The 25914-nt window shown below is 61.3% G+C and carries 26 protein-coding genes, 1 other RNA gene, 1 pseudogene and 1 riboswitch; of the genes and pseudogenes, 14 read left to right on the forward strand and 14 right to left on the reverse strand.

From position 1 onward, the window contains the following. Positions 1 to 2 precede the first annotated feature (2 nt). From ccmB to KI612_RS18940, 9 genes are all read left to right on the forward strand, one after another. Complete coding sequence (gene ccmB / locus KI612_RS18900) at positions 3 to 671, forward strand: heme exporter protein CcmB (protein WP_226441602.1); 669 nt, start codon at positions 3 to 5, stop codon at positions 669 to 671. Continuing rightward, on the forward strand, positions 668 to 1414 hold the full coding sequence (gene ccmC / locus KI612_RS18905) for a heme ABC transporter permease CcmC (protein WP_226441603.1): 747 nt from the start codon (positions 668 to 670) through the stop codon (positions 1412 to 1414). Before ccmB ends, ccmC begins: the two co-directional genes overlap by 4 nt. After that, complete coding sequence (gene ccmD, locus KI612_RS18910) at positions 1411 to 1599, forward strand: heme exporter protein CcmD (RefSeq protein ID WP_226441604.1); 189 nt, start codon at positions 1411 to 1413, stop codon at positions 1597 to 1599. The genes ccmC and ccmD overlap by 4 nt, the downstream gene beginning before the upstream one ends. Continuing rightward, positions 1596 to 2075, forward strand: a complete 480-nt coding sequence (gene ccmE, locus KI612_RS18915; protein ID WP_226441605.1) for a cytochrome c maturation protein CcmE — start codon at positions 1596 to 1598, stop codon at positions 2073 to 2075. The genes ccmD and ccmE overlap by 4 nt, the downstream gene beginning before the upstream one ends. Positions 2076 to 2077: 2 nt before the next feature. Beyond that, on the forward strand, positions 2078 to 4066 hold the full coding sequence (locus tag KI612_RS18920; RefSeq protein WP_226441606.1) for a heme lyase CcmF/NrfE family subunit: 1989 nt from the start codon (positions 2078 to 2080) through the stop codon (positions 4064 to 4066). After that, positions 4063 to 4647: a DsbE family thiol:disulfide interchange protein gene (locus tag KI612_RS18925; RefSeq protein WP_226441607.1), complete on the forward strand. Its 585-nt coding sequence runs from the start codon at positions 4063 to 4065 to the stop codon at positions 4645 to 4647. The genes KI612_RS18920 and KI612_RS18925 overlap by 4 nt, the downstream gene beginning before the upstream one ends. Beyond that, positions 4644 to 5117, forward strand: a complete 474-nt coding sequence (locus KI612_RS18930; RefSeq protein ID WP_226441608.1) for a cytochrome c-type biogenesis protein — start codon at positions 4644 to 4646, stop codon at positions 5115 to 5117. The genes KI612_RS18925 and KI612_RS18930 overlap by 4 nt, the downstream gene beginning before the upstream one ends. Next, a complete protein-coding gene (gene ccmI / locus KI612_RS18935) occupies positions 5114 to 5956 on the forward strand; it encodes a c-type cytochrome biogenesis protein CcmI (RefSeq protein ID WP_226441609.1) in 843 nt (280 codons plus the stop codon). Before KI612_RS18930 ends, ccmI begins: the two co-directional genes overlap by 4 nt. A 111-nt stretch (positions 5957 to 6067) precedes the next feature. Continuing rightward, complete coding sequence (locus KI612_RS18940) at positions 6068 to 7000, forward strand: exopolyphosphatase (protein ID WP_226441610.1); 933 nt, start codon at positions 6068 to 6070, stop codon at positions 6998 to 7000. On the opposite strand, the gene KI612_RS18945 is transcribed toward KI612_RS18940, so the two are convergent. Next, positions 7001 to 7264 (reverse strand): hypothetical protein, encoded by a 264-nt coding sequence (locus KI612_RS18945; protein WP_226441611.1) that lies wholly within the window; start codon positions 7262 to 7264, stop codon positions 7001 to 7003. It lies immediately after the preceding gene. Positions 7265 to 7293: 29 nt separating this feature from the next. Here KI612_RS18945 and KI612_RS18950 point away from each other — a divergent pair, with 29 nt between their 5' ends. Continuing rightward, positions 7294 to 8826 (forward strand): hypothetical protein, encoded by a 1533-nt coding sequence (locus KI612_RS18950; RefSeq protein WP_226441612.1) that lies wholly within the window; start codon positions 7294 to 7296, stop codon positions 8824 to 8826. 100 nt (positions 8827 to 8926) lie between these two features. Here KI612_RS18950 and KI612_RS18955 read toward each other — a convergent pair whose 3' ends face one another. The 4 genes from KI612_RS18955 to scpA form a co-directional block, all read right to left on the reverse strand. Continuing rightward, positions 8927 to 10939 (reverse strand): acetyl-CoA carboxylase biotin carboxylase subunit, encoded by a 2013-nt coding sequence (locus KI612_RS18955; RefSeq protein WP_226441613.1) that lies wholly within the window; start codon positions 10937 to 10939, stop codon positions 8927 to 8929. A gap of 96 nt (positions 10940 to 11035) precedes the next feature. Next, entirely contained in the window at positions 11036 to 12571 is a 1536-nt protein-coding gene (locus KI612_RS18960) for an acyl-CoA carboxylase subunit beta (protein ID WP_226441614.1), read from the reverse strand. A gap of 27 nt (positions 12572 to 12598) precedes the next feature. Then, a complete protein-coding gene (gene meaB / locus KI612_RS18965) occupies positions 12599 to 13609 on the reverse strand; it encodes a methylmalonyl Co-A mutase-associated GTPase MeaB (RefSeq protein ID WP_226441615.1) in 1011 nt (336 codons plus the stop codon). A gap of 7 nt (positions 13610 to 13616) precedes the next feature. Beyond that, complete coding sequence (gene scpA / locus KI612_RS18970; protein ID WP_226441616.1) at positions 13617 to 15767, reverse strand: methylmalonyl-CoA mutase; 2151 nt, start codon at positions 15765 to 15767, stop codon at positions 13617 to 13619. Between the two features lie 166 nt (positions 15768 to 15933). Between scpA and KI612_RS18975 the strand changes: the two genes are divergently transcribed. Then, on the forward strand, positions 15934 to 16593 hold the full coding sequence (locus tag KI612_RS18975) for a GntR family transcriptional regulator (RefSeq protein WP_226441617.1): 660 nt from the start codon (positions 15934 to 15936) through the stop codon (positions 16591 to 16593). 32 nt (positions 16594 to 16625) lie between these two features. Here KI612_RS18975 and KI612_RS18980 read toward each other — a convergent pair whose 3' ends face one another. The 4 genes from KI612_RS18980 to KI612_RS18995 all read right to left on the reverse strand — a co-directional run bounded on the left by KI612_RS18980 (position 16626) and on the right by KI612_RS18995 (position 20533). After that, the gene (locus KI612_RS18980; protein WP_226441618.1) at positions 16626 to 17909 is read right to left on the reverse strand and encodes a methyl-accepting chemotaxis protein; all 1284 of its coding nucleotides are present in this window, start codon (positions 17907 to 17909) and stop codon (positions 16626 to 16628) included. Continuing rightward, complete coding sequence (locus tag KI612_RS18985; RefSeq protein ID WP_226441619.1) at positions 17884 to 18402, reverse strand: PAS domain-containing protein; 519 nt, start codon at positions 18400 to 18402, stop codon at positions 17884 to 17886. Before KI612_RS18985 ends, KI612_RS18980 begins: the two co-directional genes overlap by 26 nt. A gap of 137 nt (positions 18403 to 18539) precedes the next feature. After that, positions 18540 to 20213 carry a cation acetate symporter gene (locus tag KI612_RS18990; RefSeq protein ID WP_226441620.1) on the reverse strand — a complete coding sequence of 558 codons (1674 nt, stop codon included), beginning with the start codon at positions 20211 to 20213 and terminating at the stop codon, positions 18540 to 18542. Further along, positions 20213 to 20533 carry a DUF485 domain-containing protein gene (locus tag KI612_RS18995; RefSeq protein ID WP_226441621.1) on the reverse strand — a complete coding sequence of 107 codons (321 nt, stop codon included), beginning with the start codon at positions 20531 to 20533 and terminating at the stop codon, positions 20213 to 20215. Before KI612_RS18995 ends, KI612_RS18990 begins: the two co-directional genes overlap by 1 nt. Before the next feature lie 131 nt (positions 20534 to 20664). Here KI612_RS18995 and KI612_RS19000 point away from each other — a divergent pair, with 131 nt between their 5' ends. Next, complete coding sequence (locus tag KI612_RS19000; RefSeq protein WP_226441622.1) at positions 20665 to 21441, forward strand: enoyl-CoA hydratase/isomerase family protein; 777 nt, start codon at positions 20665 to 20667, stop codon at positions 21439 to 21441. On the opposite strand, the gene KI612_RS19005 is transcribed toward KI612_RS19000, so the two are convergent. The 5 genes from KI612_RS19005 to KI612_RS19025 form a co-directional block, all read right to left on the reverse strand. Then, a complete protein-coding gene (locus tag KI612_RS19005) occupies positions 21442 to 22248 on the reverse strand; it encodes a sulfite exporter TauE/SafE family protein (RefSeq protein WP_226444316.1) in 807 nt (268 codons plus the stop codon). It lies immediately after the preceding gene. Between the two features lie 2 nt (positions 22249 to 22250). Further along, entirely contained in the window at positions 22251 to 22733 is a 483-nt protein-coding gene (locus KI612_RS19010; RefSeq protein WP_226441623.1) for an EVE domain-containing protein, read from the reverse strand. A gap of 54 nt (positions 22734 to 22787) precedes the next feature. Further along, positions 22788 to 22967: non-coding RNA, 6S RNA (gene ssrS, locus KI612_RS19015), on the reverse strand. A gap of 34 nt (positions 22968 to 23001) precedes the next feature. Then, the gene (locus tag KI612_RS19020; protein WP_226441624.1) at positions 23002 to 23337 is read right to left on the reverse strand and encodes a cell division protein ZapA; all 336 of its coding nucleotides are present in this window, start codon (positions 23335 to 23337) and stop codon (positions 23002 to 23004) included. 1 nt (position 23338) lies between these two features. Continuing rightward, positions 23339 to 23536: a hypothetical protein gene (locus tag KI612_RS19025; protein ID WP_226441625.1), complete on the reverse strand. Its 198-nt coding sequence runs from the start codon at positions 23534 to 23536 to the stop codon at positions 23339 to 23341. A 115-nt stretch (positions 23537 to 23651) separates the two neighbouring features. After that, positions 23652 to 23858, forward strand: a riboswitch (cobalamin riboswitch). Positions 23859 to 23960: 102 nt separating this feature from the next. Between KI612_RS19025 and KI612_RS19975 the strand changes: the two are divergent. Beyond that, a pseudogene (locus KI612_RS19975) lies at positions 23961 to 24404 on the forward strand (TonB-dependent receptor); the annotation flags it as partial. Between the two features lie 126 nt (positions 24405 to 24530). Then, positions 24531 to 25907 (forward strand): TonB-dependent receptor domain-containing protein, encoded by a 1377-nt coding sequence (locus KI612_RS19030; RefSeq protein ID WP_404818105.1) that lies wholly within the window; start codon positions 24531 to 24533, stop codon positions 25905 to 25907. Positions 25908 to 25914: the final 7 nt, after the last annotated feature.

The raw sequence follows: 25914 nt of genomic DNA on the forward strand, positions 1-25914 counted from the left end.
TAATGTTCAAAATCGTCACCGCCGTCATCGCCCGCGACCTGAAACTGGCCATGCGCCGCCAGGCCGACATCGTCTCGGCGCTCTTCTTCTTTGTCATCGTGGTCAGCCTGTTCCCGCTCGGCGTCGGGCCGGAACCCGACCTGCTGCGCAAACTGGCGCCCGGCGTGCTGTGGGTCGCAGCTCTGCTCGCTACCATGCTGTCGCTGCCACGCCTGTTTGCCGATGACCATCGCGATGGCACGCTCGAACAACTGGCACTGGCGCCACACCCCCTTGGGCTGGTCGTTACCGGCAAAGTGATCGCTCACTGGCTGGTCTCAGGCCTGCCCCTGGCACTGATCGCCCCCATCCTCGGCATCCAGTTCGACCTGTCCGCTGACGCACTCGTCGTGCTGACTGGCGCCATCCTGCTCGGTACGCCGGCCCTGTCCGGCATCGGCGCCATCGGCGCGGCACTGACCCTGGGTCTGCGCGGCGGCGGCGTGCTGCTCTCATTACTGGTTCTGCCGCTATATATTCCAGTGCTAATATTCGGCGCTGGCGCAGTGGATGCGACGGTGACCGGGCTCGGGGGAGAAGGTCATCTGTCCTTGCTGGCCGCCCTTACCTTTGCCTCACTCGGCTTCGCCCCCTGGGCGTCTGCCGCTGCCTTGAAGATTGCCCTCGAATGAAAGACCGCTTCAATCTCTATCGTTTCGCGTCACCGGCCACCTTCTACCCGCTGGCCGGGGCGCTGATTCCCTACTTTGTCGCCATTTCCGTCGTCTTCGGCCTGGCCGGGCTCTACCTCGGCATGCTGGTCGCGCCGACCGATTTCCAGCAGGGCGAGGGCTACCGGATCATCTTCATCCACGTCCCGGCCTCCTGGCTGTCGATGTTCATCTACCTGATCATGGCCGGCTGGGCCGCCATCGGGCTGGCCTTCAACACCCGGCTGTCGGGCATGATGGCGCAGGCGCTGGCCCCGACCGGCGCGCTGATGGCCTTCCTGTCGCTGTGGACCGGCGCCCTGTGGGGCAAGCCGATGTGGGGCACATGGTGGGTCTGGGATGCGCGCCTGACCTCCGAACTGATCCTGCTCTTCCTCTACATCGGCTACATGGCGCTGACCGCCGCGATCGACGATGCCAAGCGTGCCGACAAGGCGGGCGGCCTGTTGCTGCTGGTCGGCGTGGTCAATGTGCCGATCATCTATTTCTCGGTCAAATGGTGGAACACGCTGCACCAGGGTTCCAGCGTCAACCTGACCAAGTCGTCGATGGCCGAAACCATGCTCTGGGGCATGCTGCTGATGGCGATGTGCTTCTGGATGTACTCGATCGCCATTGCCTTCATGCGGGTGCGCACCATCATGCTCGAGCGCGAGCGGCACACCGACTGGGTCAAGGCCCTGCTCGCGGGAGACGGCAAATGATCTACTGGAACAGCTTCTCCGACTTCCTCGCCATGGGCGGTTACGGTCTTTACGTCTGGGGGTCGTTCGGCGTCACCGCGGCCATCATGGCGATTGAACCTATTCTCGTCGTCCGCCATCGAAAGACCACCATCGCCCGCCTCAAGCGCCAGTTGCGCGCTGAAACCAGGAACACCGCAGAATGAAATCCCGTCACAAGAAACTCGCCCTGATCGGCGGCGCGCTGGCCATCATCGGCATCATCGCCGCCCTCGTCCTCAATGCGCTGAACAGCAACATCGCCCTCTACATCACGCCGAGCGAAGTCGCGGCGGGCAAGGCACCGCAGGGCAAGACCTTCCGCATCGGCGGCCTGGTCAAGGAAGGCAGCCTGCAACGCCAGGCCGACGGCGTCACCATCGCCTTCGTGATCACCGATACGGCCAAGGACATCAGCGTGCATTACAAGGGCATCCTTCCCGACCTGTTCAAGGAAGGCAAGGGCGTTGTTGCGCAGGGCAAAATGACCGCAGAGAACCAGTTTACCGCCAGCGAAGTGCTCGCCAAGCATGACGAGAACTACATGCCGCCGGAAGCCGCCCAGGCGGTCAATGACGCCCAGGGCGCCAACAAGCATGTCTCGCCTTCATCGGCCGGCACCCAACCGAAAGCAGGCTACTGAGCATGATTCCCGAACTCGGTCATTTCGCCCTCATTCTTGCCGCCCTGGTCGCGCTGATCCTCGGCACCCTGCCGCTGCTCGGCGCCCACCGCAACCATTCCGCCTGGATCGCGCTGGCCCGTCCGGCCGCCTCGGCCATGGCCTTGCTGCTGACCATTTCCTTCGGCTGCCTGATCCAGGCCTTCGTCACGAACGACTTTTCCGTCGTCTATGCCGCGCAGCATTCGAACTCGCTGCTGCCGCTGCAATATCGCGTCGCCGCCGTGTGGGGCGGTCATGAAGGCTCGCTGCTGTTGTGGATGCTGTTCCTGACCTGGTGGGCCTTTGCCGTCGCCATGCTGTCGCGCCAGTTGCCGGAAGCCATGGTCGCCCGCGTCCTCGGCACGCTCGGTCTGGTCGCCTTTGGCTTCCTGCTCTTCATCCTGATCACCTCGAATCCGTTCGAGCGCCTGCTGCCGGCCGCCGCCGAAGGGCGCGACCTGAATCCGCTGTTGCAGGACTTCGGCCTGGTCATCCACCCGCCGCTGCTCTACATGGGCTATGTCGGCTTCTCGGTCGCCTTCGCCTTCGCCATTGCGGCGCTGCTTTCCGGCCAGCTTGACGCCGCCTGGGCGCGCTGGTCGCGGCCGTGGACGATGGCCGCCTGGTGCTTCCTGACGCTGGGCATTGCGATGGGTTCGTGGTGGGCCTATTACGAACTGGGCTGGGGCGGCTGGTGGTTCTGGGACCCGGTCGAAAACGCCTCCTTCATGCCCTGGCTGGTCGGCACGGCGCTGATCCATTCGCTGGCGGTCACCGAAAAGCGCGGCAGTTTCAAGAACTGGACGGTACTGCTGGCGATTTCCGCCTTCTCGCTGTCGCTGCTCGGCACCTTCCTGGTCCGTTCCGGCGTGCTGACCTCGGTGCATGCCTTCGCCACCGACCCGCGCCGCGGCGTCTTCATCCTGATCTTCCTGGTCGCCGTGATCGGCAGCTCGCTGGCGCTGTTTGCCTGGCGCGCCCCCAAGGTCGGCCTGGGCGGGCGCTTCGGCCTGGTCTCGCGCGAATCGCTGCTGCTCACCAACAACGTGCTGCTCGTCGTCGCCTGCGCCACGGTGCTGCTCGGCACGCTTTACCCGCTGCTGATCGATGCGCTCGGCGTCGGCAAGATCTCGGTCGGTCCACCGTATTTCAATGCCGTTTTTGTCCCGGTCATGACGCCCTTGCTGTTCCTGATGGGCATCGGTCCCTTCGCGCGCTGGAAGGAAGCCTCCATCGCCGAAATCAGCCGTACCGTGCGCTGGGCCTTCGCCGCCGCTGTCGTCGTCGCCATCGCCCTGCCGCTGGTTTATGGCAGCTGGACGGCGTTGACCGCACTGGGCATCCTGCTCGCCGCCTGGATCGTGTTCACGGCGCTACTCAACTTCGTCGAACGTGTCGGCAAAACCCGCGGCCAGCGCTCCTTCCTTGCTGCCGCGCTGAGCCAGCCGCGCAGCTTCGTCGGCATGCACCTGGCGCACGTCGGCATCGCCGTTTTCGTCGTCGGCGCCACCATGGTGTCGAGCTTCCAGGAAGAAAAGGACGTCAAGATGGCGCCCGGCGAATCGGTCGATGTCGCCGGCTACCACTTCACCTTCAACGGCGTGAAGGCCGTCGAAGGCCCCAACTACATGGCGGCGCAGGGTGACTTCGACCTGGCGGTCAACGGCAAATTCCAGCGCAAAATGAACCCGGAAAAGCGCAATTACGCCTCCTCCGGCATGCCGATGACCGAAGCCTCGATCGACGCCGGCCTGCTGCGCGACGTCTATGTCTCGCTCGGCGAGCCGATCGACCGCGACAAGCCGGAAGGCGAATGGGCCGTGCGCGTCTATTACAAGCCCTTCGTCGACTGGATCTGGGGGGGCTGCATTTTGATGGCGCTGGGCGGCCTGCTCGCGCTGCTCGATCGCCGTTACCGCGCCAAGGCGCGCGCCAGCGCCGCCATTCCCGCAGGAAGCCAAACCGCATGAACCGTTATTTCTGGATACTCGGCGGCTTTGCCGCCCTCGTCGTGCTGCTCGCCATCGGGCTCAATCTGAATCCGCGCGACGTCCCGTCGCCGCTGGTCGGCAAGCCGGCCCCGGCCTTCAGCCTGAACGTGCTCGCCAAGCCGGACACCACACTCGGCCCCAAGGACATGCAGGGCAAGGTCTGGCTGCTCAACGTCTGGGCCTCGTGGTGCATCTCCTGCCGCCAGGAACACCCGGTGCTGGTCAATTTCTCGAAGAGCAGCAAGGTGCCGCTGATCGGCCTCAATTACAAGGAAGTGCGCGGCGACGGCGAATTCGACATGGGCAAGATGTCGGCCGCCGACGAGAAGAAACTCGCTTTCGAGCGCGCCGAAAAATGGCTGGCGACGCACGGCAACCCCTACACGCTGACCGTGATGGACCTCGACGGCCGCGTCGGCATCGACTACGGCGTTTATGGTGTGCCGGAAACCTACGTCATCGACAAGACCGGCGTCATCCGCATGAAGCACACCGGTCCGATCACGCCGGACGTCCTGTCCGGCAAGATCCTGCCGCTGATCGCGGAGCTCGACAAATGATCAAGCGCGCGCTGGTTTTTGCCCTTTTCCTCGCGTCGACCGCTGCCTTCGGCTCGGAAATCAACGAAGCGGCGCAAGCTGCCGATCCGGTCGCCGAAAAGCGCTTGCAGGGTCTTTCCGAAGAATTGCGCTGCCTGGTCTGCCAGAACCAGACCATCGCCGACTCGAATGCCGAACTGGCGGTCGATCTGCGCCGCGAGATCCGCGGCATGATCAAGGATGGCAAGTCGGACAAGGAAATCGTCGATTTCATGGTCGTCCGCTACGGCGACTTCGTGCTCTACCGGCCGCCGGTCAAGGGCATCACGCTGCTCCTCTGGGGCGGTCCGATCGCCCTGCTGCTGATCGGCCTCTACGCCCTGCTGCGCTACCTGCGCCAGCGTGCCGGGCGCCTTGCCGACGATCAGCCACTGACTGCCGATGAAGCCCGCCGCGCCGCTGCGCTGCTCAAGGAAATCGACCAAAAATGATTCAGTTCGCCCTCTTTGCCATTTTGCTCATCGTGGTCGTCACCGCCTTCATCCTGCCGCCGCTGTGGTTTGCCCGCCGCCCGCAAACCAGCGCCAGCGATCGCCAGGCTTCGAATCTGGCGATTTTCCGCGACCAGCTGGCCGACCTGGCCGCCGAGCATCAGGCCGGTGCGCTGGCTGATGCCGATTTCGCCCAGGCCGAGCGCGAGATCCAGCGCCGCCTGCTCGAGGAAGTCCCCGCTGACACCAGCAATGCCAACGGCAGCAACGCCCCGAGCCGCAAGACGGCAATCGCCATCGTCCTGCTTCTGCCCATCCTGGCACTCGCCACCTACGGCATCCTCGGCAACCCGCGCGCGCTTGACCCGGCCCAGACCGTCGCCCAGCCGCAAATGACGCCGGAACAGATCAACGACATGGTGACCCGACTAGCCGCCCGCATGCAGGAAAACCCGGACGATCTCCAGGGCTGGGCAATGCTGGCCCGCTCCTACAAGACCATGGGACGTTACGAAGAAGCCGCCAGCGCCTACGGCAAGGCGGAAAAGCTGGTCAACGAAGACCCCGACCTCCTCGCCAGCTATGCGGAAACCCTGGCCATGGCCGGCGGCAAGGGCCTCAAGGGCAAGCCGCGCCAGCTCGTCGAGCGCGCCCTCAAGCTCGCCCCCAACCACCCGCATTCGCTCTTCCTGGCCGGCGCCGCCGCCATGGAAGCCGGCGACAACAAGCAGGGCATCGCTTACTGGGAAGCCCTGTTGCCGCAGGTCGATCCGGGTTCGGAAATCGACCAGATGCTGCGCAGCGGCATCGACAAGATGAAGGCCGGCGGCAAGGGCTGAACACCGTCGCCCGGCAGTACGGCAAGAATGCCGTGCCGGGCGCGTTCCACTCCGGCAGCAATGGCGCTATGCTCTGTCTGACAAGCCATTCGCCAACCGGAGACACATCCAATGACCCAAGAGAAATTCCGTCTCGTCACCCGCAGTGACTTTGACGGCCTCGTCTGTGCCGTGCTGCTCAACGAACTGGACCTGATCGACGACATCAAGTTCGTGCATCCGAAAGACATGCAGGACGGCAAGATCGACATCACGGCGCGTGACATCACCACCAACCTGCCGTACGTCGCCTCCGCCCACCTCGCCTTCGACCACCACCTGTCGGAAACCATCCGCAACACCGGCGAGCGCAAGAATCACATCATCCAGGCGGAAGCCCCGTCGGCGGCGCGTGTCGTGTACAACTACTACGGCGGCAAGGAAGCCTTCCCGAACATCACCGATGACATGATGGATGCGGTCGACAAGGCCGATGCGGCACAATTCAGCCGCGACGAGATCCTCAATCCGACCGACTGGGTACTGCTCAACTATCTGATGGATGCACGCACCGGCCTCGGCCGCTTCCGTGACTTCCGGATCAGCAACTACACGCTGATGATGGATCTGATCAAATACTGCCGCAATCACGGCATCGACGAGATTCTCGCCCTGCCTGACGTCAAGGAACGGGTTGATCTTTACGTCGAACAGGCGGCACGGGCGAGCGAACAGATCCAGCGCTGCGCGACGGTACACAAGAACCTCGTCGTGCTCGACCTGCGCAACGAGGAAACCATCTGGGCGACCAACCGCTTCATGATCTACGCGCTGTTCCCGCAGACCAACATCTCGATCCACGTGATGTGGGGCGTCCAGAAGCAAAACACGGTCTTCGCGACCGGCAAGTCTATCCTCGACCGCGGCAGCAAGACCAATGTCGGCGAACTGATGCTGCAGTACGGTGGCGGCGGTCACCAGGCAGCCGGCACCTGTCAGGTTGCCAACGATCAGGCAGCGGCTACTCTGCAGGCGCTGATCACGAAGATCAACGCCGACGGCTGATCAAGTCTCGAAGGTGGCAGGCGGAATGAGCGGCGGTGGCGCAAAGCCCAGTTCGATCATCTCCGCCTCCAGCTTGATCCGCAGGATCAGGAGGCCATGCAGGCTCTCGCGTGCCTTGTCATCGGCCCAGTTAGCATGATGCTCCTGCAGGCAGGCATCCAGCGCGTAACGATTGGCCAGATCGACCCCACAGATTGCGGCGTAACGGCGAATCTCGTGATCAAGATCGGCCAGTTCGCGTTCATAATGCTCGAATCCACTCATGGCTACAGCATAACCCGAAAGGATCCTGAATGCACTGGCTGAACTTGCCCGCGGCCGAGCCAACCCGGCATGCCGCCTTTGCCGACCTGGCCAGCGCCAAGGCATGGCTCGCTGCCCAGCCCCAGACCCAGCCGCTGCTCATGCTCGAATTGCTGACCGGGCAACTCAATGCCACAGATGGAGCCCGCCAGCCCCCCGGCCTGATTGCCGAACAACTCGACCTCCTGCACAGCGCATCGGTCACCACGCTCTGCGCCCTTGAGTCACGCTATACGCGCAAGCCATTGCCGATACCGGCCGAAGACGAGAGCATCTTTGTCGCGTCACAACACCTGTGGACCCGCCTGGGCATCGCCTATCTGCGTCTGGCGCCGCACTTTGCCCCCAAGGACAAATGCCGGCTGCTGTTTCGCGCCGCCAATGCCTTCCGGACCGCAGAGTTCTGCCATTTCCTGGCCGCCCGCGAATGTCCGGCACAGCTCGACCAGCTGCTCTTCGGCGTCCTGATCCAGGCCGAAAGCAGCGGCATCCTGCGCCAGCCGGTGACGGACAAGGATTTCCCGCATCTGGGCGAGGGCAACATCGCCGGACTGCTGGCCTGGGCCTTCCTGCTCCGCCTGATCGACCCCTACCGCCTGACGGCGCCGCAACTGGCCGTGGCCAACCGCGCGATCAGCCGCTGGCGCGAGCTGTGCAGTTTTCACATGGAAGCCGACCAGAGCGCCAATGCCCGCGAAATTTCTCTCACTTCGCTGTTCGGCACCACCTTGCCGGAAGGCATGCCGCGCTGGCTGGGCATCCGCTCGATCGCGCGCAAGATCAGCGCCCGCGTCGAAGCCCTGCACAATGGCGAAACGCCCGAATCCCTGAAGCTCGGCCGCGAGCTGTCGGGGAGCGCCTGCATCCGCTTGTTGACCGACATCGACCGCTATCTGCTGGCCAGTCCGCCAGCCCCCGCCGGCGAGAGCGGCGATGTCCAGCTCGCCTTCGGCCCGGCCGATGCCTATGCGCTTTTCACCGAAGAACTGCTCAATCCCGAAGCCAGCATGGACGTCAGCAGTGAAGCCCTGGCCAATGAACGCATGGCCATTTTCGGCTTCGACCAGGTGGCACGCATGCCGACCGCCGTCCAGCGCCTGCACATTCCGGGGGAGATGTGGAAAGTCTTCGACGGCATCGCAATCCGCCCGCCCGAGACCGGCGAACGCCGCCTGGCGCCCTGCCTGATCGCCACGCTGCGCGATGGTCAGGCACGCCTTGGGGTGTTGCGGGCACTGCTCGGCGATGCCGGCGGCAGCCTGAGCGGAACACTGGACTGGTATGCCGGCAAGATCGAGGCCTGCCGCCTGAAACCGCTCGGCCCGCGCGAACAGAAAATGCCGCGGGTGGCGGCCTTCCTGCTGCATGACGCCGGCCAGGTGTCGCTGCTCATTCCATCAGCCGCCCCGATCCGTCCCGGCATCGGCCTGGCCCTCGAAGGCGGCACGCTGGAACATCTCGTACCGATCGAAGTCATCGAACGCGGCATCGACTTCGTTCGCTACAGCTGCCGTCTGGCCTGAGCAAATAAAAAAGCCCGTCGCATGACGGGCCTTTTGTCCGGTACTGCGCGGAATTGACCTCCGCGCAGCGGTCGACCGTCAGAAACGGTCGAAATCCGGCTTATTCGAACTCGATGATGACCTGATCCACCGACAGGCTTTCGCCGGCCGCAGCGGAGATCTTCTTGACCTTGCAGTCCTGGTCGGCCTTGAGGATGTTTTCCATCTTCATGGCTTCGATGACCGCCAGCTTCTCGCCGGCCTTCACTTCCTGACCGACGGCTACGGAGACTTCGCGCAGCAGACCCGGCATCGGGGAGAGCAGGAACTTCGAAAGGTCGGGTGCCGGCTTTTCGGGCATCAGGGCCAGCAATTCGGCAGCACGGGCACTCATCACCATGAAGTCGGCACGGGTACCCCAATGGAACAGGGAGTACTTGGTCTTGTGACGTTCGACCTGCAGCGTGAATGCTTCGCCGTTGCAGGTGCCGTTGAAGAGCGATTCACCCAGCTTCCAGTCGGACAGGATCTCGTATTGCTTGCCCTGGTATTCGACGTGATAACCGCCGGCGACCGGACGCGCCACAACATGATGACTCTCGTTGCCATTCGGATTCAGGCGAACGACACACCAGTTGTCGCTGACGATACGCTCGTGACCCTGCAACTGGCCGGTGATCGAGGCCGAACGATCCGTAAAGGCGCGGTAAACGTAGGCAGCAATCGAAACCAGCAGGGCCGGATCATCGTGCGGCACCATCGAGGCATCGAAGCCGGTCGGGTAGTGCTTGGGGATAAAACCGGTATCGAAGATGCCGGAATGGAAAACCGGATGCTGCATCAGCGCGGCCTGGAACGGAATGTTCGAGGAAATGCCGCGGATGACGAAACCGTTCAGGGCATCACGCATGCGGGCGATGGCCTGCTCACGGGTGGCAGCATGCACGATCAGCTTGGCAATCATCGAGTCGTAGAACATCGAGATTTCGCCACCGTCGTATACGCCGGTATCGACACGGGTCGTACCATTGGCGTCGGTGGTTTCCTTGGGCGGCAGGAACTTGACCAGACGACCGGTAGACGGCAGGAAGCCGCGGAACGGGTCTTCGGCGTTGATCCGGCACTCCATGGACCAGCCATTGATCTTGACGTCAGCCTGGGCCAGCGGCAGCTTTTCGCCGTAGGCGACGCGGATCATCTGCTCGACCAGGTCGAGGCCGGTGATCAGCTCGGTGACCGGGTGTTCCACCTGCAGGCGGGTGTTCATTTCCAGGAAGTAGAACTCCTTGGTCGCACCGGAGACCACGAACTCGACCGTACCGGCCGACTCGTAATTCACGGCACGGGCCAGGGCCACGGCCTGTTCGCCCATCGCCTTGCGCATTTCCGGATCGACGAAGGGGCTCGGTGCCTCTTCAATGACCTTCTGGTGACGACGCTGGATCGAGCAGTCACGCTCGTTCAGATACACGTAGTTGCCGTGCGAGTCGCCGAGCACCTGGATTTCGATGTGACGCGGCTCGAGCACGTACTTTTCGATGAAGACGCGGTCATCACCGAAGGAGTTGCGGGCTTCATTGACGCAGGACGAGAAGCCTTCATGCGCTTCGGCATCGTTGTAGGCAACGCGCAGACCCTTGCCGCCGCCACCGGCGGAAGCCTTGATCATCACCGGATAGCCGATGCCCTGGGCGATCTTGACGGCTTCGTCAGGACCCGCGATAGCTTCGTTGTAGCCCGGAATGGTGTTGACCTTGGCTTCGATGGCCAGCTTCTTGGACTCGATCTTGTCGCCCATCTTGGCGATGGAGTAGTGCTTCGGACCGATGAACTTGATGCCTTCTTCTTCCAGACGGCGGGAAAATGCGGCGTTCTCGGACAGGAAGCCGTAGCCCGGATGGACGGCCTGAGCGCCGGTCTGCTTGCAGGCGGCGATGATCTTGTCGGCAACGAGATAGGACTCTTTCGAGGCAGCCGGGCCGATGCAGACGGCTTCATCGGCCATATCGACGAACAAGGCATCCTTGTCGGCTTCGGAATAGACGGCGACGGTCTTGATGCCCATCTTGCGGGCGGTCTTGATGACACGGCAGGCGATTTCGCCGCGGTTTGCTATGAGAATCTTTGTAAACATAAGTGTTCGTCCTTTTTTAGGATCGAGGATCGAGGAGCTTGAGCTGTTAGTAAGCGCAGGCCCACTCGATCCTAATAACTCGATCCTGGATCCTAATCAAAGCGGAATGTTGCCGTGCTTGCGCCACGGATTGTCGAGTTTCTTGTCGCGCAGCATGGCCAGCGAGCGGGCAATACGCTTGCGGGTGGCATGCGGCATGATGACGTCGTCGATGAAGCCACGTGCGCCAGCCACGAACGGATTGGCAAACTTGTCCTTGTACTCGGCTTCGCGCTCGGCGAGCTTGGCCGGATCGTTCTTTTCCTCGCGGAAGATGATCTCGACGGCGCCCTTCGGGCCCATCACGGCGATTTCAGCCGACGGCCAGGCGAGATTGACGTCGCCACGCAGGTGCTTGGACGACATCACGTCGTAAGCGCCGCCGTAGGCCTTGCGGGTAATCACGGTGACCTTCGGCACGGTACATTCGGCGTACGCGTAGAGCAGCTTGGCGCCGTGCTTGATGATGCCGCCGTATTCCTGCTGCGTACCCGGCATGAAGCCCGGCACATCGACGAAGGTCACGACCGGAATGTTGAAGGCATCGCAGAAACGCACGAAACGGGCAGCCTTGATCGAGGACTTGATGTCGAGACAACCGGCCAGCACCAGCGGCTGGTTGGCGACGATACCGACCGGATGGCCGTCAACGCGACCGAAGCCGATGATGATGTTCTTGGCGTAATCCGGCTGGATTTCGAAGAAATCGTTGTCGTCGACGACCTTGATCAGCAATTCCTTCATGTCGTACGGCTTGTTGTTATTGTCCGGCACCAGGGTGTCGAGCGAATAATCCATGCGACCGGCCGGATCGTTGGTCCAGGTAACCGGCGGCTTTTCCTTGTTGTTGGCCGGCAGGAAGTTCATGAAGCGGCGCAGCATGGACAGGGCTTCGACGTCATTCTCGAAAGCGAGGTCGGCAACACCGGACTTGCTGGTATGCGTCACTGCACCGCCCAGTTCTTCGGCGGTGACGTCTTCGTGGGTCACCGTCTTGACGACTTCCGGACCGGTCACGAACATGTAGGACGAGTCTTTCACCATGAAGATGAAATCGGTCATCGACGGCGAGTACACCGCACCACCGGCACAGGGGCCCATGATCATGGAGATCTGCGGCACGACGCCGGAGGCCATCACGTTGCGCTGGAACACGTCGGCGTAACCGCCGAGGGAGGCAACGCCTTCCTGGATGCGGGCACCGCCCGAGTCGTTCAGACCGATCACCGGGGCACCGACCTTCATCGCCTGGTCCATGACCTTGCAGATCTTCTCGGCATGGGTTTCCGACAGCGAGCCGCCGAACACGGTGAAATCCTGCGAGAAGACGAAGACCAGACGGCCGTTGATCGTGCCATAGCCGATAACCACGCCGTCACCCGGAGTTTTTTCCGCCTGATCCATACCGAAATCGGTACAGCGGTGCTCCTTGAACATGTCCCATTCTTCGAAAGAATCCGGGTCGAGCAACAGCTCGATACGTTCACGGGCGGTCAGCTTGCCCTTCTTGTGCTGGCTGTCGATACGCTTCTGGCCACCGCCGAGGCGGGCCAGTTCACGCTTTTTTTCCAGCTGGCGGATGATGTCGTGCATAGAAAACTCCCTAAGTGGATCGGGTGATTAGTGTTTCAGATAGTCGAGCAGCGCATACGCGGCAGCAGCCGGTGTCGTATGACCCTGTTCGACGGATTGGGTGAAGGCGGGCAGGTTTTCCTGCACGCGCGGGTGAAGACGGAAATGCTGGCGCAGACCGGAATCGATCATCTGCCACATCCAGGACAAAGCCTGATGCTGCCGCTTGGCGGCAAACTCGCCGGTCGGCGTGAGGGCAGCCTGGAACTTCTCGACCTGTTCCCAGAACTCGCCGATGCCCTGTTTGTGCAAGGCCGACAGGGCGATGACCGGCGGCGCCCAGTTCGGTGAGGCCGGACGCAGCATGTGCAACGCATTGCGCCACTGGGCACGGACAACGGCGGTAGCCTGCTTGTCGATGTCGGCCTTGTTGATGACCACCATGTCGGCGATCTCGACGATACCTTTTTTGATGGCCTGCAGATCGTCGCCGGCATTCGGCAATTGCAACAGGCAAAACATGTCGACCATGCCGGCCACCGTCGTTTCGGACTGGCCGACACCAACGGTCTCGATGATGATCACGTCGTAGCCGGAAGCCTCGCAGAGCAGCATGGCCTCGCGCGACTTTTCGGCGACGCCGCCCAGCGAACCGGAAGACGGACTTGGCCGGATGAAGGCTTCTTCACGCTGGCTGAGCAGTTCCATGCGCGTCTTGTCGCCGAGGATGGAACCTCCCGACACCGATGACGAGGGGTCAACGGCCAGCACAGCCAGCTTCTTGCCCTGCTCGATCAGCCAGACGCCGAGCGCCTCGATGAAGGTCGACTTGCCCGCCCCCGGCACACCGGAAATGCCGATCCGGATCGCCTTGCCGGTGTGCGGCAGCAACGCATTCAAGACCTGCTGCGCACGCTGCTGGTGATCCGGACGCGTCGATTCGATCAGCGTGATGGCCTTGGCCAGCGCACGGCGCTGACCGGCCAGCACGCCGTCTACCAGCGCCTGATCAACCGCGGAAAGGGAATGCGCCAGCACGGCAGCTTCACCCGGATGCATGCAGGGTTTAGCCGCGTGCCTTGCGGATTTCTTCGATCACCTTGATGGCCGAGTCCTCGATCCGGGTACCCGGCCCGAAGATGGCCTTGGCGCCGGCGTTGTAGAGATAGTCGTAGTCCTGGGCCGGAATCACGCCACCGGCGAAAACGATGATGTCGTCACCGCCCTGGTCCTTGAGTGCCTTGACCAGTTGCGGCAGCAGGGTCTTGTGACCGGCAGCCAGCGACGACACACCGACGGCATGCACGTCGTTCTCGATGGCCTGGCGGGCGGCTTCTTCCGGGGTCTGGAAGAGCGGCCCCATGTCGATGTCGAAGCCGAGGTCGGCGTAGGCCGTGGCCACCACCTTGGCGCCGCGGTCATGGCCGTCCTGGCCGAGCTTGGCGATCATGATGCGCGGCCGGCGGCCTTCTTCTTCGGCAAACTTGGCAACGTCGGCCTTGATCGATTCCCAGCTTTCCTGACCTTCCACAACGCCTCCATACACACCCGAGATGGTCTGGTTGTTGGCGCGAAAACGGCCGAAGACCTTTTCCAGCGCATCCGATACTTCACCCACCGTGGCACGCAGGCGCATCGCCTTGACGGTCAGGTCGAGCAGGTTGCCTTCGCCGGACTCGGCCGCAGCGGTCAACGCGTCCAGAGCGGCAGAAACCGCGGCCGAATCACGGGTGGCACGGATCTGCTTGAGGCGGGCGATCTGCGAGTCGCGCACGGCGTGGTTGTCGATATCGAGAATGTCGATCGCGTCTTCCTTGGCCAGCTTGTACTTGTTGACGCCGACAATGACGTCCTTGCCGGAGTCAATGCGCGCCTGCTTGTCGGCGGCACAGGTTTCGACCTGCATCTTGGCCCAGCCGGATTCGACGGCCTTGGTCATGCCACCCATCGCCTCGATTTCCTGGATGATGCCCCAGGCCTTGTCGGCCATGTCCTGGGTCAGCTTCTCCATCATGTAGGAGCCAGCCCACGGATCGACGACGTTGGTGATGTGGGTTTCTTCCTGGATGATCAGCTGCGTGTTGCGGGCGATGCGCGACGAGAACTCGGTCGGCAGCGCAATGGCTTCGTCGAGCGCGTTGGTATGCAGCGACTGGGTGCCGCCGAAAACGGCCGCCATCGCTTCGATGGTGGTGCGCACGACGTTGTTGTACGGATCCTGCTCGGTCAGCGACCAGCCCGAAGTCTGGCTGTGCGTGCGCAGCATCTTCGACTTGGCGCTCTTGGCATTGAAACCGGTCATGATACGGTCCCACAGCAGGCGGCCGGCACGCATCTTGGCGATTTCCAGGTAGAAATTCATGCCGACGGCCCAAAAGAAGGACAGTCGGCCGGCGAAGGTGTCGACGTCCATGCCGGAAGCGACGCCGGTACGCACGTATTCCATGCCGTCGGCCAGCGTGAAGGCCAGTTCGATGGCCTGGTTGGCACCGGCTTCCTGGATGTGATAACCGGAAATCGAGATCGAGTTGAACTTCGGCATGTGCTGCGCCGTGTAGCCGAAAATGTCGGCAATGATCTTCATCGACGGCTTGGGCGGATAGATGTAAGTATTCCGCACCATGAATTCTTTGAGAATGTCGTTCTGGATGGTGCCGGACAGCTTGTCCTGCGACACGCCCTGTTCTTCGGCGGCGACGATGTAGCCGGCGAGAATCGGCAGCACGGCGCCGTTCATGGTCATCGAGACGGAAATCTTGTCGAGCGGGATGCTGTCGAAGAGGATCTTCATGTCTTCGACGGAATCGATCGCCACGCCGGCCTTGCCGACGTCGCCCGTGACGCGGGCGTTATCGGAATCGTAACCACGGTGCGTCGCCAGGTCGAAAGCCACCGAAACGCCCTGGCCGCCGGCGGCGAGCGCCTTGCGGTAGAAGGCATTGGAAGCTTCGGCAGTGGAGAAGCCGGCATACTGGCGGATGGTCCACGGTTTGACCGCATACATCGTCGGTTGCGGGCCGCGCAGATAGGGGGCAAAACCGGGCAGGGTGTCAGCAAATTCGAGGCCTTCGACGTCAGCCTTCGTATACAGTGCCTTGACGGCGAGACCTTCGGGGGTGTTCCAGACCAGATTGCCGACATCGCCGCCGGGAGACTGTTTTGCTGCGGCCTTTTCCCATGCATCCAGGTTATTGGAATCAAAGAACTTTTCAGACATGACACACCCCTCGCTGATTCGATTTTTTCAGGCCGATGATGCAGAATTCAAAATTCTACGCTTTCAGGCCCAGCTTGACATACCAAACCTCACATAATACTTTATCCATAATTATGGAAGCAAGCCGACAACGTATCGGCCAGCCCATTCACACTAGACGGAAACAATGAACCGCATTGCACCTACAGCGCTTTACCAGGAAGTGGCCGAACGATTGCGCCAGCGCATCTTCGCTCATGAACTGAATCCCGGCACCTGGATCGACGAGCAAAAGCTCGCCGAACAGTACGGCATTTCCCGGACGCCACTCCGTGAGGCGCTCAAGGTACTGGCCTCGGAAGGACTCGTTGAACTGAAGCCGCGTCGCGGCTGTTACGTCACCGAAATCTCCCGCCAGGATCTCGACGACATCTTCCCGCTGATGGCCATGCTGGAAGGGCGCTGCGTGACCGAAGCCATCGGCCGCGCCAAGTCGGCAGACATCGCCCGACTGAAGAAAATCCATGAACAACTCGAATCCGCCGCGCGGGATGGCCGGATCGACGCGTTCTTCGAGGCCAACCAGGAATTTCACCGGCAAATTCAACTGCTGTCGGGCAATCGCTGGCTGCTGACCGTAATCCAGGATCTGCGCAAGGTACTCAAGCTGTCACGCTTGCACTCGCTGTCGCTGGAAGGACGTCTGCAACAGTCGCTGGACGAGCACCGCGTCATCATGGGCGCGCTTGAGGCCGGCGACACGGCCAAGGCCGAGAAGGCGATGCACGACCATCTGCTTTCCGGCCGCGAGGCGCTGGCCAAGATGCAGGACAGCCCGGCCAAGTAATCGTTACACGGGGATGGCTGTGCCATCCCCGCTCAGTGCATCTGACTTTCGATATTGGCAAACAGTCGATCATAGATATCGACCAGGGCATCACGATCGGCACTGCCCTTGACCCATTTCCTCGATTCGACCACGGCAATCGCTTCCTTTTCGATTGCCGGCAAACTCGACACGTCGAGTTTTTCCCCATGCAGGATGGCCGTCACATCAGCCCGGGCTTTCTGGGCCATGGCGACCAGTTGCATTGAAGAAATCATCGCACGCGCCCCGGTTTCTATCGTCGCCGCCAACGCGCCGACTTCTACGGCCGATGCGGACGATAGCGTCAGGTTTTCGCTGAACTCCGCCGCGGTAAGACGTGCGCCATTTACCGAACGATGCAAGCCGCCAATTTGCCGGGTTGCCGACTCCATCGAGGCGCTGACGGCGGAGATGGCAACCGTGATTTCCTCGGCCGAGCGCTGCGACTGGTCGGCCAGTTTGCGGACCTCATCGGCCACGACAGCAAAGCCTCGCCCGGCCTCCCCGGCACGCGCCGCCTCGATTGCTGCATTTAGCGCCAGCAGGTTTGTTTGTTTGGCGATGCCGTCAATCCGGCCGCTCAGTTCGCGAATCGCATCCGCCCGCGCATTGAGTTCGGCCAACGCCTGCACCCCACTCTCCGCCGCCTGTTGTGCCTCACCCAGAGCACTCGACATGCGGTCGGCTGCATTCGCCATGACACTCGCCGACTGTGCGAACCCCCCGGCCATGCCTTCGACCTGCACCGAATGATCGCTGACTTCGTTCAAGGTCAGATCAACATGCTTGATCGCCATCGAAAGGCCACGCTCGGAGCGCAGAAAAATGCGTGACAGCAAGGCTTCGCGAGCAACCGACTCCTGCGCCGCACTGAGGCGATCAAGCAGCAGTTGCATCTGCTCGAGAACATCGCAGAAAGTGCCGTGCAGGCCGGTAGTCTGCAGGCGCCGCCAGTTATGGCTTTCGGACGAGGCCGACATCGCACCGAGAATTTCCCGGAAAGCCGTTTCGGTCTGATCCAGCAAGGAGTTCAGATTGACGCGGATGGCTTCCAGCCGACTATCCTGAAGAGACTGCGGCATGCGCGCAACGAGATCCCCCTGACCGACCCGGCTGAGCAACTGATCGAGTTCGTGCAAGGGCCCGCTAGCCGCACTTTCCGGCCAAAGCAAAACGAGAAGGGCCGGAACCGAAAAAAGCACGACCAGCCAAGGCGAGACAAAGGCGGAGCCAATACCGGCCCCGAGCAACAGAGCCAGCACCCAGCGCCTAGAGGGAAAAGACCAGTTCTTCATAGCTCATTCCTGTCTGTTGCAGCAGATCAAGCAAGACCTTGGTACCGGCCGCAATCGCGTCCCTGGCCCCCGCGGCATGCTCAGCTGCCAGCATTTGACGATAAACCGGCTCGATCTTGCTGATCGCATCGCGCCTCGGACAACGTCGTACCGAGGTGTAGCCGACGATTCGCTTGTTCCGGTCAAAATCCGGCGTGATATGGGTAAAGACCCAGTAGAAGCTGCCATCCTTGGCCATATTCTTCACATAGCCGAAGAATTCCCGCCCCGACTCTATGGTGTCCCAGGCCAGCTTGAAAGCGGCCCGCGGCATATCCGGGTGACGGACGATGTTGTGCTGGGTACCGAGCAGTTCTGCTTCGGTATACCCGGAAAATTCGATGAAAATCGGATTGCCGTAGGTAATGATGCCCTTGGCCGTGGTTTTCGAGACGATGAAATCGTCTTCGCGCATGCTGCGCTCGACAGTTGTCGGTTCGATCTTTCTTTTCATTTGACCCCCCGGGCGAGAAACGCCACTCGGTAGCTTATCCTTCCAATTTACTACATCAGCGAACGGTCGACCGGCTGGAGAGATCAAAAAAAAACCCGGAGGCTCGCGCCCCCGGGGTTTTTCGCTATTCGCGCAGCTTAGTGATTGCTGGCGGAAGCCGCACCGTAACCCGTCTGGGCACGGACATACTGGTCGTCGAAAGCCTCGATTTCCTTGCCGGCACGCACGCTCGAATCCGTCTTCGAGAAGATGTAGGCAAACAGGAAAGCGATCGGCATCGCGAACAGTGCCGGCTGGGTGTAGGGGAACAGAGCCGCCTTGTAACCCAGCACATCGACCCAGACCGACTTCGAGAACAGCACGAAGAGCACGGCGGAAACCAGGCCACCGTAGCCGCCGAACAGTGCGCCACGCGTCGTCAGGCCCTTCCAGTACATCGACAGGATCAGCACCGGGAAGTTGGCAGCCGCAGCCACACCGAAAGCCAGACCGACCATGAAAGCGATGTTCTGCTTTTCAAACAGGATGCCGAGCACGATAGCAACGAAGCCGAGGCAGATGGTCGCGATCTTCGAAACGCGAATTTCCTTCGTTTCCGAAGCCTGGCCCTTCATGATGACGCGGGCGTAAAGGTCGTGCGAGATTGCCGAAGCGCCCGCCAGTGCCAGACCGGAAACCACAGCCAGGATGGTGGCGAAGGCAACCGCTGCCAGGAAGCCGAGCAGCATGTCGCCGCCAACCGCCTTGGCCAGGTGCATGGCAACCATGTTGCCGCCACCGATCAGCTTGCCGCCAACCACACCGCCTTCGAAGAACTCGGGGTTCTGACCGACGATCAGGATGCCGCACAGGCCCATCAGGAAGATGACGTTGAAGAAGTAGGCAACGAAACCGGAGGCGTAAAGCACCGACTTGCGGGCTTCCTTGGCATCGGTCACGGTGAAGAAGCGCATCAGGATGTGCGGCAGGCCAGCCGTACCGAACATCAGGCCGAGGCCGAGCGAAATGGCAGTTACCGGATCGGCCAGCAGGCTGCCCGGATACATCAGCTTGGGACCGAGGGCATGTGCTGCCGTCGCCTTTTCGACCAACGTCTGGAACGAAAAGCCGAACTGGCTGAAAGCTAGGAACATCACCAGCGTGCCACCGGCCAGCAACATGCAGGCCTTGATGATCTGCACCCAGGTCGTGGCAACCATGCCGCCGAAGGTCACGTACACCATCATCAGGATGCCGACGGCGAAGATCGCGACGTTGTATTCCAGACCGAAGAGCAGCTTGATCAGCTGACCGGCACCAACCATCTGGGCAATCAGGTAGAAGCAGACCACGACCAGCGACGAAATCGCGGCCATGGTGCGCACCTTGCCCTGATCGAGGCGATAGGCGGTGATGTCGGAGAAGGTGAACTTGCCCAGGTTGCGCAGGCGTTCAGCCATCAGGAAGAGGATGATCGGCCAACCGGCAAAGAAGGCCAGCATGTAGATGTAGCCGTCGTAGCCCTTGCCATAGACCATGGCGGTCAGACCGAGCAGCGTTGCGGCCGACATGTAGTCGCCGGCGATTGCCAGACCATTCTGGAAACCGGTGATGCCACCGCCTGCGGTGTAGAAGTCAGCCGTCGACTTGGTGCGACTGGCGGCCCAGTAGGTAATGCCCATCGTCATCGTGACGAAGATGCAGAACATGATGATGGCGTGCCAGTTGGTCGCCTGCTGCTCGGTGACGCCCTCAAGCGGGCCACCGGCAAAGGCCGTCGCTGCAACGGCGAAAAGGCCGAGTGCGGTAGTAATTTTGCTCAGATGACGCATTATTTGTTCTCCTTCCAGGCTTCCTTGACGATTTCTTGGGTCAGGGAATCAAACTCGGTGTTGGCGCGCTTCACATAAACGGCGGTAAGCACCCAGAAGAAAATGAACATGAACAGTTCGACTGCGACTCCCACAGTCCACATCGAACCTTCACTGACCGGCTGCCCCAAAGCGACGGGGTTGAATGCCACCACCATCACAAAGCCGTAAAACATGATCAAAACAATGGCCGCCAGGGTCGTTGCGAAACGCGTGCGTTTCCCGACAAGTTCCTGAAATTTCGGATTGGCCCGCATCCGCTCATACATCGCGCTGCTCATGGTTGCTGTCCCCTTAATTAATAATTACCGGAAAACCGGCGGCGGTATTATATCTTATATAAGACATTGGCTAATAGTGAATCCGGGTAGCTCTATAATTCACAATTTCGCAACACGGATAAGCATTCGTTATGGCTACGGTCGACCTCTGCAATAACGGCGAAATCGCCACTCTCACCCTGAACAACCCCGGCAAACTGAACGCCATCGATCTCGCGATGTGGCAGCAACTGGCTGAAAACATGGCCATTTTGTCGGTCGACCGTAACGTGCGCTGCATCGTCATTCGCGGCGCCGGCCACGAAGCCTTCGCGGCCGGCGGCGACCTGGAGGAGTTTGTCACGGCCCGCACGACGCTCGAACAGGCGCTGCACTATCACGGCCAGGTCGCCCTGGCGCTCAATGCCATTGCCGATTGCCCGCACCCGACCGTCGCCATGATCCAAGGCGCCTGCATCGGCGGCGGCCTGGAAATCGCCGGCGTCTGCGATCTGCGCATCTGCAACGAAAACGCCCGTTTCGGCGCGCCGATCAACAAGCTCGGTTTTTCGATGTATCCGGGCGAAATGGAAGGCCTGCTCAAGCTGGCCGGCGCTGCCGTGATGAAGGAAATCCTGCTCGAAGGGCGCATCCTGACCGCCACCGAAGCCTACGAAAAAGGACTGGTGACGCGCGTCGTGCCGGATGCGCAGGTCGAGGACGAGGCCTACGCCACCGCCCGCCGCATCTGCAACGGTGCCCCGCTGGTCGCCGGCTGGCACAAGCAATGGATTCGCCGCCTGCAGAACGGTCGACCGCTCAACGACGAGGAAAAAGCCGCCTCCTTCGCCTTCCTCGACACCGAGGACTACAAGGAAGGTCTGGATGCCTTCCTGGCCAAGCGCAAACCGGTGTTCAAGGCGCGCTGATCAGCCGCCAAACACCGTGTGCAGCATCTTTGCCGAGAGCAGGATCAACACCCCGGCAAAGATTTTCTTCAGCGTCGCGACCGGCAGGCGGTGTGCCAGGCGCGCACCGAGCGGCGCCGTGAAAAAGGAAACGCTGCTGATCAGCAGGAAAGCCGGCAGGTAAACATAGCCGAATGACCAATCCGGCAAACCGGCACTGCCCCAACCGTTGATCAGATAGCCCAACGCCCCGGACAGCGCGATCGGCAGGCCGATTGCCGCGGAGGTGCCGATTGCGTTCTGCATCTTGACGTTGCACCAGGTCATGAAGGGCACCGACAGCGAGCCGCCGCCGATCGCCACCAGCGCCGAAATGATGCCGATGCCCGCGCCGACGCCCGCCATGCCGGCGGCACCGGGCAGGTTGCGAGAAGGCTTCGGCTTGACGTTGAGGATCATCTGCAGCGACACGTAAGCCATGAAGCAGGCAAAGAAAATGGCCAGCGGCTGCGTCGGCACGCGTGAAGCGACAAAAGTCCCGGCAAAGGTGCCGAGCAGGACGCCCGGCGCAATCGCCCTGACGATGTCCCAGCGTACCGCACCATGCGCATGATGGGCGCGCAGACTCGAAATCGAAGTCAGGACGATGGCCGCCATCGAGGTACCGAGCGCCAGATGAACCAGATGCTCGCTGCCCACCCCCTGGGCGGCAAACATCGCCGTCAGCAGGGGCACCATGATGCCGCCACCGCCCACCCCGAGCAAGCCGGCAAAAATCCCGACCAGGGCACCCAGCAACAAATAGGCAATCAACCACTCAATAGCCATTCTCAAGACCTTTTCAATTGGGTGATAGCGAGCAACTGCCCGACGATGAAATCCCATTCATCTCCTGTCACCGGCGTTATCGACAAACGATTGCCGCGCGCCAGCAGGCGCATGCCGGCAAGTTCAGGATGCTGGCGCAGTTCTGCGAGCGGAACAAAACGCGTTTTGCTGACAAACCGAACATCGCGCAACAGCCAGCGCGGATTATCCGGGGGCGACTTGGGATCGAAATACGGGCTTTGCGGCGCGAACTGCGTGGCATCCGGATAGGGCCCGGAACACACCTCGCAAATGCCGGCGATGCCCGGCTCGGCACAGCCGGAATGATAGAAGAAGGCGAGGTCGCCGACCTGCATCGCGTCGCGCATGAAATTGCGCGCCTGGTAGTTGCGAACGCCGAACCATGGCACCGTCCGGTCGGGTGCTGCAGCGAGATCGTCGATCGACACCTCGTCAGGCTCGGATTTCATCAACCAGTAGTTCATGTCGCGATTTCGGAAATGAAAACGGGTGGCAGAAACTCTGCCACCCGTTGAAGATTGGCCCCCGCAAGTGCCGTCAGGCCGGCATCCTGAACCTGAGTCCAGAGTGGCTACGTTCCTTCCGCATCAGGCACGCTCGACGAAGAGCACGCACAACAGCGGATTGACGGTCCGCAACCGATGCCAATTAGCATTGGTTCAAGGAATATATGGCCTTAACAAACACCGCAGGGGACACTCGGCGGATAGCGCCGGGATCAGCAGGAATTGATCAGAGATCCAGTTGCTGCTGGGGCGCCAGCACGGTGTCTATCCGTGCTCCCATGTCGTCGATTCTACGCTTTGCTTCGGAAGTATCAACCGCTTCCGCAAAGCTTTTTTCGCCACTGCGGGAATCCCCGGAAAGCAGCTCGTGCGCGATGTTCAGCGCGGCCATGACGGCAACACGCTCGGCAATGGTGCTCTTGGTGCGCTGGGCGATTTCGCGCATCTTGCCGTCGACCAGATCGACCGCCAGCAACAGCGCATCGCGCTCCTCGGCGGTGCAGGCCACGCGATATTCGCGGCCCATGATCTTGACATCAAGGAAATTGGTCTCGGCGCTCATCTCAGACATCCTCGGGCAGCTTGTCGACCAGGCCTTCGAGGCGTTCGCGCGCCGCCGCCATGGTCTGGCGCAAATGCAGGCGCTCGACCTCGGCCGCAGCCATCTGGTTCTTCAGTACTTCGTTCTCGGCACGCAACTGCTGAACCAGGGCAACGACCTGTTCAACCTTGCCTTCGAGTGCTTCGAGTTCGCTATTCATGGCCCGGACTATAAATGTTAAAAGCCCGCATGGTCAAGGACTAAGCCTTTATTCTCAAAGTAGTTTGTAGAAGGACAAACTGTAATTTTTGCTGCGCAGCAATACGTCACAAGGTAGAATGCGCGCCGTTACAGGTGCTGCGTACGGAATCTCCAAGCGCAGTTAAACGGGAAAGCGGTGCGTCTCCATCGAGACCATTCCGCTGCTGCCCCCGCAACGGTAAGCAAGTGCGGGCGCGTCATCAGGCCACTGGGTGCAAACCTGGGAAGGCGACGCGTCAAGACTTGCAAGCCCGGATACCGGCCTGGACACCAACGGAAGTGCCACGGGGCGGTGGTGCCGGTCCCCGACCTGAATTCACTCCCCACACTTCCTTTTCAATGCTGTTCCGACGTGCGGGGACGCCTGTCGGGAAAGGGAAATCATGAATTCACGTCTCAAGCCTTTGGCGGTGCTGCTGCCCGCTCTTTTTGCCATTCCTGCCGCTGCCCAGCAATTGGCACTCCTCGACGACGTGGTCGTCACCGCGAGCCGTTTCAGCGACTCCTCGCTAGCCACGGCATCGAACGTAACGACCATTACCCGCGAGGACATCCGCGACTCCGGCGCCCAGACGCTGCCCGATGTCCTGCGCTACAACGCCGGCCTGCAGGTCACACCGCTATACGGCTCAATTGGCGCCGACACTTCAATCGACATGCGTGGCTTTGGTGAAGGTGCCGCCCAGCGCACCCTGGTCCTGCTCAACGGCCTGCGCCTGAATCCGCTTGATACCTCAAACGTCGATTGGGGCCTCATTCCGCTCGACAGCGTCGAACGCATCGAAATTGTCAGCGGCAGCGCCGCCATCCTTTACGGCGACAACGCGGTCGGTGGCGTAATCAATATCATCACCGGCAAGCAGCGTGACGGCGCCAGCATTCAAGCCGGTCTCGGCAGCGACAATGGCCGCCAGCTATCGGCCAGTATCGCCAGACAAGTCGACAAATTCGACCTGGCCCTCGCCGTCAACCATCAGGCAACAGACGGCTGGCGGAAGAACAACAAGCAGGAACGCAACAATCTTTCTGGCCGCCTGGGCATGCGCTTCGACCGCGGTGAAGCTTTCGTCGATATTGGCTGGTCAGCACTGGATATCGGCCTGCCCGGCTCGTTGAGCAAGGCGCAATATGAAAATGATCCGCGCCAGGCAGCCACCAACGACAGCTACGCCGAACGTCGCACCGCCTTCGTCCGTCCCGGCATTACCTGGCGTCTCGCTGATAGCTTGAGCTTCGCCGCCGAACTCGGCTACACGGAGGTCGACAACACATCCTGGATTTCCGATTGGGGTTCCTTCGACCGCCGCAAGACCAACACTGTCTCGTTCACGCCGCGTCTGCAATGGGATCACGGTCTGGCCGGCCTGAACAGCAAGACCACCTTCGGCTTCGACTACTACGATGGCGAACTGACCTCTGACAAATCCGCCGGCGATCATGCTCCGATCACCAAGACGGTTACCATCAGCCAGACCAGCCAGGCCGTCTACCTGCAGAATCAGACGCGCCTTACCTCGGACCTGACCCTGACCGCCGGCAGTCGCTACCAGCAAGTAGAACAATCGGCCCGTGACACCACCGGCAAAAGCATCAGTAACGACCACAGCCGGGGCGTCGGCGAGGTCGGCCTGAGCTACAAACTGGCTCCCGGTTTCCGCCTGTTCACGCGCGCCGGTACCACCTTCCGCTTCGCCAATCTCGATGAACTCACCGTACTCGGACCGGCCGGCTTCGCGAGCAACCCGGTCCGTCCCGAACGCGGTACCTTCGTCGATCTCGGCGGGCAATGGACCGGTAACGGCTATTCACTCAAGGTCACGGCCTACAGCCTGAACATGACCGACGAGATCGCCTACAACGGTACCGAAAACGTCAACATGGCGAAAACCCGCCACCAGGGCGTCGACACATTCGCCAGCTACGAGATCAGCCCGCACTGGCAGATCAACGCCGGCCTCAACCTGCAAAAGGCTGAGTTCCGCGATGGTTCTAATGCCGGCAACAGAATCCCGCTGGTCCCGACCAACAAGTCGACCGCCGGTCTCACCTTCAAGCCGACCACCGACGTGAACCTCTCATTGTTTGCCACGCATGTCGGCGCCCGCCACTTTGGCAGCGATACCGGCAATGCTGGCGAGAAAATTGCTGCCTACACCACGGCCGATTTCGTCGCCACCTGGCACATTGCCAACTGGACGGTACGCGGTCGCGTCGCCAACCTGACCGACAAGAAATATGTCTCCACCGGCTTCTATGGTGGGATTTGGGGCAACACTTACTACCCAGGCGAAGGGCGAGCCGTCTTTGCCGACGTCCGCTACAGCTTCTGACACCTGA

It is taken from the genome of Quatrionicoccus australiensis, assembly GCF_020510525.1.
GTDB lineage: Bacteria > Pseudomonadota > Gammaproteobacteria > Burkholderiales > Rhodocyclaceae > Azonexus > Azonexus australiensis_B.

Bases quoted from the DNA above. Each gene is read 5' to 3' on its own strand.
- KI612_RS18920 (WP_226441606.1), top strand. From the start codon at position 2,078: ATGATTCCCGAACTCGGTCATTTCGCCCTCATTCTTGCCGCCCTGGTC.
- KI612_RS18955 (WP_226441613.1), bottom strand. From the start codon at position 10,939: ATGTTTACAAAGATTCTCATAGCAAACCGCGGCGAAATCGCCTGCCGT.
- KI612_RS18990 (WP_226441620.1), bottom strand. From the start codon at position 20,213: ATGCGTCATCTGAGCAAAATTACTACCGCACTCGGCCTTTTCGCCGTT.
- meaB (WP_226441615.1), bottom strand. From the start codon at position 13,609: ATGCATCCGGGTGAAGCTGCCGTGCTGGCGCATTCCCTTTCCGCGGTT.
- KI612_RS18945 (WP_226441611.1), bottom strand. From the start codon at position 7,264: ATGAGTGGATTCGAGCATTATGAACGCGAACTGGCCGATCTTGATCAC.
- KI612_RS19005 (WP_226444316.1), bottom strand. From the start codon at position 22,248: ATGGCTATTGAGTGGTTGATTGCCTATTTGTTGCTGGGTGCCCTGGTC.
- KI612_RS18975 (WP_226441617.1), top strand. From the start codon at position 15,934: ATGAACCGCATTGCACCTACAGCGCTTTACCAGGAAGTGGCCGAACGA.
- KI612_RS19010 (WP_226441623.1), bottom strand. From the start codon at position 22,733: ATGAACTACTGGTTGATGAAATCCGAGCCTGACGAGGTGTCGATCGAC.
- KI612_RS18925 (WP_226441607.1), top strand. From the start codon at position 4,063: ATGAACCGTTATTTCTGGATACTCGGCGGCTTTGCCGCCCTCGTCGTG.
- KI612_RS19000 (WP_226441622.1), top strand. From the start codon at position 20,665: ATGGCTACGGTCGACCTCTGCAATAACGGCGAAATCGCCACTCTCACC.
- ccmB (WP_226441602.1), top strand. From the start codon at position 3: ATGTTCAAAATCGTCACCGCCGTCATCGCCCGCGACCTGAAACTGGCC.
- KI612_RS18985 (WP_226441619.1), bottom strand. From the start codon at position 18,402: ATGAAAAGAAAGATCGAACCGACAACTGTCGAGCGCAGCATGCGCGAA.
- KI612_RS18980 (WP_226441618.1), bottom strand. From the start codon at position 17,909: ATGAAGAACTGGTCTTTTCCCTCTAGGCGCTGGGTGCTGGCTCTGTTG.
- ccmE (WP_226441605.1), top strand. From the start codon at position 1,596: ATGAAATCCCGTCACAAGAAACTCGCCCTGATCGGCGGCGCGCTGGCC.
- scpA (WP_226441616.1), bottom strand. From the start codon at position 15,767: ATGTCTGAAAAGTTCTTTGATTCCAATAACCTGGATGCATGGGAAAAG.
- KI612_RS18960 (WP_226441614.1), bottom strand. From the start codon at position 12,571: ATGCACGACATCATCCGCCAGCTGGAAAAAAAGCGTGAACTGGCCCGC.
- KI612_RS19025 (WP_226441625.1), bottom strand. From the start codon at position 23,536: ATGAATAGCGAACTCGAAGCACTCGAAGGCAAGGTTGAACAGGTCGTT.
- KI612_RS18930 (WP_226441608.1), top strand. From the start codon at position 4,644: ATGATCAAGCGCGCGCTGGTTTTTGCCCTTTTCCTCGCGTCGACCGCT.
- KI612_RS18995 (WP_226441621.1), bottom strand. From the start codon at position 20,533: ATGAGCAGCGCGATGTATGAGCGGATGCGGGCCAATCCGAAATTTCAG.
- ccmD (WP_226441604.1), top strand. From the start codon at position 1,411: ATGATCTACTGGAACAGCTTCTCCGACTTCCTCGCCATGGGCGGTTAC.
- KI612_RS18950 (WP_226441612.1), top strand. From the start codon at position 7,294: ATGCACTGGCTGAACTTGCCCGCGGCCGAGCCAACCCGGCATGCCGCC.
- ccmC (WP_226441603.1), top strand. From the start codon at position 668: ATGAAAGACCGCTTCAATCTCTATCGTTTCGCGTCACCGGCCACCTTC.
- KI612_RS18940 (WP_226441610.1), top strand. From the start codon at position 6,068: ATGACCCAAGAGAAATTCCGTCTCGTCACCCGCAGTGACTTTGACGGC.
- KI612_RS19020 (WP_226441624.1), bottom strand. From the start codon at position 23,337: ATGAGCGCCGAGACCAATTTCCTTGATGTCAAGATCATGGGCCGCGAA.
- ccmI (WP_226441609.1), top strand. From the start codon at position 5,114: ATGATTCAGTTCGCCCTCTTTGCCATTTTGCTCATCGTGGTCGTCACC.